At 48.5% G+C, this 6,461-nt stretch carries 6 protein-coding genes and 2 pseudogenes; 2 read left to right on the top strand and 6 right to left on the bottom strand.

The annotated features are described in order from the left end of the window. The 6 genes and pseudogenes from L0156_15485 to L0156_15510 all read right to left on the bottom strand — a co-directional run. Nucleotides 1–635: aldo/keto reductase (locus L0156_15485; GenBank protein ID MCI0604399.1), on the bottom strand; the 635-nt coding region annotated here is incomplete at its 3' end. A 404-nt stretch (nt 636–1,039) separates the two neighbouring features. Further along, entirely contained in the window at nt 1,040–1,450 is a 411-nt protein-coding gene (locus L0156_15490; protein ID MCI0604400.1) for a DUF11 domain-containing protein, read from the bottom strand. A 460-nt stretch (nt 1,451–1,910) separates the two neighbouring features. After that, complete coding sequence (locus tag L0156_15495; protein MCI0604401.1) at nt 1,911–2,324, bottom strand: hypothetical protein; 414 nt, start codon at nt 2,322–2,324, stop codon at nt 1,911–1,913. 94 nt (nt 2,325–2,418) lie between these two features. Further along, entirely contained in the window at nt 2,419–4,419 is a 2,001-nt protein-coding gene (locus tag L0156_15500; GenBank protein MCI0604402.1) for a hypothetical protein, read from the bottom strand. Nucleotides 4,420–4,629: 210 nt separating this feature from the next. Then, nucleotides 4,630–5,532: pseudogene (locus L0156_15505) on the bottom strand (amidohydrolase family protein). Between the two features lie 8 nt (nt 5,533–5,540). Continuing rightward, nucleotides 5,541–5,684, bottom strand: a pseudogene (locus L0156_15510) (methyltransferase domain-containing protein). Nucleotides 5,685–5,780: 96 nt separating this feature from the next. Between L0156_15510 and L0156_15515 the strand changes: the two are divergent. Next, nucleotides 5,781–6,020: a hypothetical protein gene (locus L0156_15515; protein ID MCI0604403.1), complete on the top strand. Its 240-nt coding sequence runs from the start codon at nt 5,781–5,783 to the stop codon at nt 6,018–6,020. Nucleotides 6,021–6,039: 19 nt separating this feature from the next. Further along, nucleotides 6,040–6,461 (top strand): hypothetical protein (locus L0156_15520; GenBank protein ID MCI0604404.1); only part of this gene is annotated, 422 nt, incomplete at its 3' end.

A 6,461-nucleotide genomic window follows, 5' to 3' on the forward strand; every position in this document is an offset into this window, starting at 1 on the left:
GAAGTTTTGCGGTACTTTTTCGCGAGCTTCATCAAATTCGCATCATCCAGTCGTTTGCCTTTTGTGATCGGACTGTAAGCTTCCAGCAGAATGTTCTTCGAACGGCAATACTCCAGCAGCTCCTTCTGATACAGGAACGGACTGAACTCCACCTGATTTACAACCGGCACAACTTCTGATTCAGACAGCAGTTCCTCCAGATGTCGGATCAAATAATTGCTGACACCGATCGAGCGGCACCGTCCTTCTTTATAGATTTTCTGCAACGCTTTCCATGAATCTCTGCGTTTGCCTGTGACAGGCCAGTGGACCAAATAAAGATCGATATAACCGAGATTCAATTCCTTCATGCTCTTCTCGAACGCGCGCAAAGCTTTGTCATAACCGTGATCGTCGTTCCAGAGCTTTGTTGTTACAAAAATCTGCTCGCGTGGAATTCCGGACTCCTCCACGGCGTCCCCCACCTCGCGTTCATTGTTGTAAAGCGCCGCGGTATCAATATGCCTGTAACCAAATTGCAGAGCATAAGACACAGTGCTGAACGACTTTTGACCTTGAGGACTTCTATACATGCCAAGTCCCAGGCGCGGTATGTTAACCCCGTTGTTCATTTGAATGGTCGAATCAATCTTCATCAACCTAAAATGTAACATCTCAGATTGGTCTTCGCGAACTTTGCGAACTTTGTGTTCTTTCGCTGAACAGCAGCCGCCTAAATGTCTTCTAACGATCGATGATTTTCAAAAGAGTTGCAAGACGTTCTGGATGGGATTCCTGGCCTTTTACATGGCGGGGGCCTTACCTGGTTACGCGGCCGGATCCACTTGTATTCGAATTGCTGGAAAGGATTCGGAAACAAGAACATGATCTTCAACCCGTCTTTTGTGGCCAGCAAAGCCAATGCCCGTAACAAAAAGGAGAAACAGACATAAGAATGGTATCTTCTTCATTACGTTTTAGACCGAATCAGGACGAAAAAAGTTGGCATGGAGGCGCAAGAATTTTTAACGCAAAGGCGCAGAGATGCAAAGCAGCAGGCTTACAAGCACACCCCTAAAGTGATCTGGTTGTTGTTGACGATCGAATCAAACAGGGTTTGAGCAGGATCCAACGTTGAAATTGCCGATGATACAACATCCGGGCTGTTTGCGCTAACGGCCCCGGTCACCTTGATGGAGACGGTTTGCCCGGGATTCAGCGCCGGAACAAGACAGGAATCAAAGCAAGAACCGATACCTTCAGAAATAAAATTCGATGGCCACTGAGTAGCAACGCGAACAGGTTTGGATGGATAGGGGCCATTGTTTTTCACGGTTAGTGCAAGGTCGACCGCCACGCCTAATTCACAATCTATCGGTCCAATATGCGTTTCGCTCTTACCACGAGTGAAGCGAGCAGTCACAGAACCCGTTAACTGCACCTCCGATATCGCGCGTAAAGTCGTGATCACGAACGCTGTATTATTCTGATCATTTCGCTTCGGACTGTATTGTTAGGATCCGCATTAGCGGCGAAGTTTACCTTTGTGCCATCAACCACCGAACCCAATACTTCTCTAATGATTCGAACATGACGGTTCGCTCCGGGAGGCAAAGACGAAAGCGTGCAATTGACCTGAAGCGCTCCGCTTGAATCAGAACTATTCTGAAGACAGTTGTTTCTCCTTTGCATTTGGAACCGCTTGGAGCAAGTCCTTTGCCAACAGCAATGAGAGCGTTGTAAGTCGAGACAATATATCCGATGAGGACTTGCAGGATACCGGAATTGTTTTTCTAGCAACTCGCGTTGCTTTGGAGAGTTGAGAGAGAGTGTCTTGGCGTTTTCAGCGCCGGCGCCTCGCTGGCCAGAATCGGTTGGTTGCCAGAACTAGGCCAGCCAAAGGCAGGCGGCATCAAATCCGAAATGGTTCTCTATTCGCTTCTATTTTTTTCTTTTAATTTCGCGTCGAGATATTGCCGCATGATTTGAGCGTTCTGACTGGCAATCGTTTTCACTTCCTCGCCACCTTCTTGAGCACCTATTTTGAGTTTTTTAGCGGCCTGAAGATTCTTTTCGTCTTGTTCACTTTTTATAGCTTTGGGATCGCGATCTCGTTCATCCGCGCGAGACACCGATTTTTCAATATTACGATCTCGTTTCGATCTTGCTTTTGCCGTGCCGTCAAATTCGTCCGAAGTCCCACCCGTTAGACCCACATCAACCTTGAACCCTCCTACTGTCGGCAATTTGGGAAATCCCATTAGGCACCTCCATATATATGTATCGACTATACATGTATCGACCAATCCGACGCAATTGGTGCTTGAACCGTCGGTTTCCACCATGGCGCAATCCTGAACTGTGGATGAAACTATCCCATCAGTTCTTTCACGCCGATCGTATCAAAACGCTGGCACTATTCAGCAATGCGTTAAGGACTCAGCGAAACAAGAGATAACATACCGAATCTGCAACGTGAATTTGATTCTGATCATCGAGTGAGACACCCCGCGCTAAGGAGGGTGTGTTCAAAGTTCCCACGCGTATTGGATTCGATTTGTCGGATAAATCGAATATGGTAATCCCATCGACTCCATCGGCCAAGTACGCAACATCGGATTGAATCTTAATCTCTTCCGCATCACCTGATTTACTTTGCGGACCCGATCCCGTAAAGGTTTTAGACAGCAGGACAGGCTTTTCAGGTGTTTCGATGGAAAAAATGTACAACTTGCCCGATCCGTGCTGCCTCTGCAAGCTGCCTCGCTCAGCTCCGGCTATGTACAAGAAACTGCCGTCAACTTTAAGATCATTGATGATATCGCCTGTATCGAAATTCCGGAATTTTGCGATCATCTTTGGCCTTGCCGGATTTTGCACATCAATCGTATAAAGATTCAGCTCATTGTTGGGGGTATCAGCATTGAGACGGGATGTGCATAAGAATGCAATGCCATCGCGGATGGTCGCGTTGAGGGATAGCTCCTTAGCTGGCGTTTGGAATGTAGAAACATGCTGAAAAGCACCGTTCGATACATTGTAAATTGCCAATCCCGTTTTTTTCAGCGCGAGGACCATCACGTTTTGCTGAACATCAAAGCGCGGCTGGCTGGTTTCGGGAGGCACTTCTGCAGCATCCAATTCGAGGTATCCGAGTTCCTGCATGTGAGCCGGATCGGAAACATCAACGATTCGAATACCCGGTTTGGACTCTGAATCAACCGTGCTGATATAAGCTCGCGAATTCCGGATCTCCATGGAACCCAACAATTCAAAAAAGGCTATGTTTCCCAGTTCTCTTACGTCTTTTCTGCCAGGCACACGCTCAACGGATGCCAGCTTGTTCGAGCCGGTGATGAAAGTCACGCCATCCTTTTCTTCCACATCCGAACCATAAACCGACGGTTTGCTGGATTGGACCTCGTACGTGCCGTCGTTTTTGAACTTCAAAATCGCGAATCCGGAGCGCCCCAATTCCGTCCATTGCACAAAAGCGTTCAATTGTACCGGATCGAAGTCCATGCCTGTTGTACTGCCCGACCACTCGACTTCACGCACAAGTCGCGGCGACAGCGGAGTGGTGATGTCATAAACGGCCACTTTTTGATCCGAGGTTTGTGCAAAAAGAAAATTGCTCTCTGCCATCAAGCCGAATGCTGTGACACTCAGCGTTCCACTGCTTTTCAGATTTGCAGGATTGCTGACATCATAAAAGGAAATCTTTTGACCGTTCCGGCCTACATACAGCACATGATTGCTGACGGCTAACGAAATTGGAACCGGACGATCCTTATCGTTTCCAGCATATTTGATCCGCGAAAGAATTTTGGGGTTGCGCCGATTCACCGTATCAACTGCAACGACTCCGGAGCGATTCAAATACCTGTAGCTCGCATAAAGCACAAAACCGTCGCGCGTAAAAGATTGAATCGTGCCTCCTTCCGGCGTAACGTGCAAACTGGTGATCTTGCGTATTTCCCGGGGGTCCGACACGGTCAGAAAATCCAGATGATTTGCGTTGGATACAATCAACGTTTCGCCGCGCAGGATAAAATCCTTTGCTTGAGTCCCTGTGAAGTCCTGATATTGCGAGACGATAACTGGTTTCGCGCGATTCGCAATATTCACAACAGTAATGGTGGAATTCTCGAAATGCACCTCACCGGATAAGACATACGCATGAGGAGGCGAGACTTCCAAATCGAAAGACGAGTTGTTGTTGATCAGTAAACTGGAAAGTAGATTCGGATGAGCTCTATCCGTGATGTCATAGATAAAAAGGCCGGAACCAGAAACCACATATGCTGTCTCGCCAATCACCCGAATTGCTCTCGCATGATCGAACAACTTTCTGGCAACGAGACGCTGAGCAAAAGCGGGCTGTGTAAAAAGTAGAATCACAAATAGATAAAGTAGACGCCGAAGGAAATTGACTTGCATGAAATTGTTTAACCCCATAGTTGAAGTTCATTGCAATTCTGCACTTAGCAAACCCGTTGCCAGACCTATCTCGTCTAAGAGGCGGAGTTAGGGGTCACAAAATTCTGAGGGTCCTTTCAGTTCATTGAGTGTCCGGGGGAGTTTTTTCAACGCAAAGCCGCGAAGCCGCAAAGGAAAAAATTAAACGTCTTTACGCCTGGCGTCTTTGCGTTAATTCTTGATGTCGTTCCGGATGATCGTGCCATCCTTCATGACAAACCGCACATGTTCCAGCAGAGTTATGTCGCTTAACGGATTTCCTTCCACGGCGATCAAGTCCGCAAACTTTCCCGGTTCAATGCTGCCGACATCATTGCTCCAGTTCAGGACCTTTGCCGCGTGAATCGTTGCAGCTTGAATTGCCGCGGGCGGAGTCATTCCGTTTTGAATCATCAACGCGAATTGTTTTGCATTCTGCCCATGCGGATAGACTCCCGAATCGGTGCCGAATACCACAAATGCACCGGCTGCATGCGCGCGGCGAAAACTCTGTAACCGTTTTTCATGAACCGACTTTGCTTTGTTGATCGATTCCGGCAACACACCAATCTTCTGACCTTCTTCAATGATGTACTGGCTGCTGTACAGATTCATGCTAAGCGCTACACCACTTTTTTTCGCGAGCGAGATTGCTTCGTCATCCAGCAGACTTGCGTGTTCAACAGAATCGACGCCGGCGCGGATTGCCATCTTGATGCCGTCCGTTCCATGCGCATGTGCTGCGACCTTTCGGCCTAATTGATGCGCTTCATCGATCAGCGCCGTCATTTCTTCCGATGTGTACTGTGTCGCACCGACATCGGTTCCTTTTGACAACACACCGCCGGTGGCGCAAAACTTAATGACGTCCGCTCCGTACTTCACGTTCTCTCGCACTTTGGCGCGAACCTCCCATGGCCCATCCGCCACACCCTCTGCTTTGTGTTGAAACTCGGATGGCAAAAGGTTGTTGTCACAGTGGCCTCCCGTCATTCCTATCGATGGCCCCGAAACCTGAATGCGCGGTCCCAGCAATTCGCCGGCGTTAATTGCATCGCGCAACGCCACATCGCTATAACCGGATGCTCCAAGATTATTTGTATACTGAGATTCTCTTTTCGAGCGCGTTGCTCAAGCCGCTGTAGCATATTGGGAGAGATGTCGACTGAAAGTACTTCTGCGCCCAATCGTGCAGCGGGAACACTCAGTGCGCCGCTGCCTGCGGCAACGTCCAGGAAACGCATCCCTGAACGGAGTCCTGCAAGCCGAAGCGCTTCTTCCGATATCGCGCCTATTATGCGGGTCAACTTGCTGAAACAGGAACGCCCCCTACCGCGGACGATATGAGATGGGTTTTGCGCACACTGGTTTTGGGGCCATCCAACGGCAGCTATGAGCATTTGCACGATCTCTACCGGAACGATCCTAATTTAAGACGTGTGGTCAGAACGATTCAGGACCGCTTAGATCAGAATCCACCGGTTACCACAGATCCGGAAGAATTGCGGCAAATGTTGTTGAATGCGCCCGGCGGGCAGAATTCGGAATATTTGCGGAGCGAAGGGAATCTGGATAATCACTGATGTGAAGTAAAAGTTTGAAATGAATGAAACAATGCAGTCCGTCCTAAAACATTTGGAAACGAATCTTTCCCTGTCTGAAAAGGATGTGGATGTGATTCCGCTTCCGTTTGCATCATTGCCGGATTATTTTTCGGTGGTTTACGTGGAAGAACGGGGGAGTCATGGTCACGTTTCTTACCATTACGTGTTTGTGAACGGCAAAATCTTTTCATCCGCCGACCGGAATGGCTTCGATAAGATTCTGGAGGAAATCAATTTCCTTAAAAATCAAACGCTTACCGCCACCCAGATTGCCATTTTGTTTCGGCTGCTCAAAGTAAGTATGCGTGACAAGGAGCTGCTTACCAAGGAAGATTTAAACCAGGGTTCAGTCCTGGCGAACTATGCGATGCCAGCAGCAATCAGGGACTCCGATGGCCGGCTCGAGATCGAGTTTTACAC

The organism is bacterium, assembly GCA_022616075.1.
In the GTDB taxonomy this organism is placed as follows: domain Bacteria; phylum Acidobacteriota; class HRBIN11; order JAKEFK01; family JAKEFK01; genus JAKEFK01.

What these genes read in the sequence shown, in the direction of transcription:
- L0156_15495 (MCI0604401.1), bottom strand. Translation starts at nt 2,324, where the DNA reads ATGGTGGAAACCGACGGTTCAAGCACCAATTGCGTCGGATTGGTCGAT.
- L0156_15500 (MCI0604402.1), bottom strand. Translation starts at nt 4,419, where the DNA reads ATGCAAGTCAATTTCCTTCGGCGTCTACTTTATCTATTTGTGATTCTA.
- L0156_15515 (MCI0604403.1), top strand. Translation starts at nt 5,781, where the DNA reads ATGAGATGGGTTTTGCGCACACTGGTTTTGGGGCCATCCAACGGCAGC.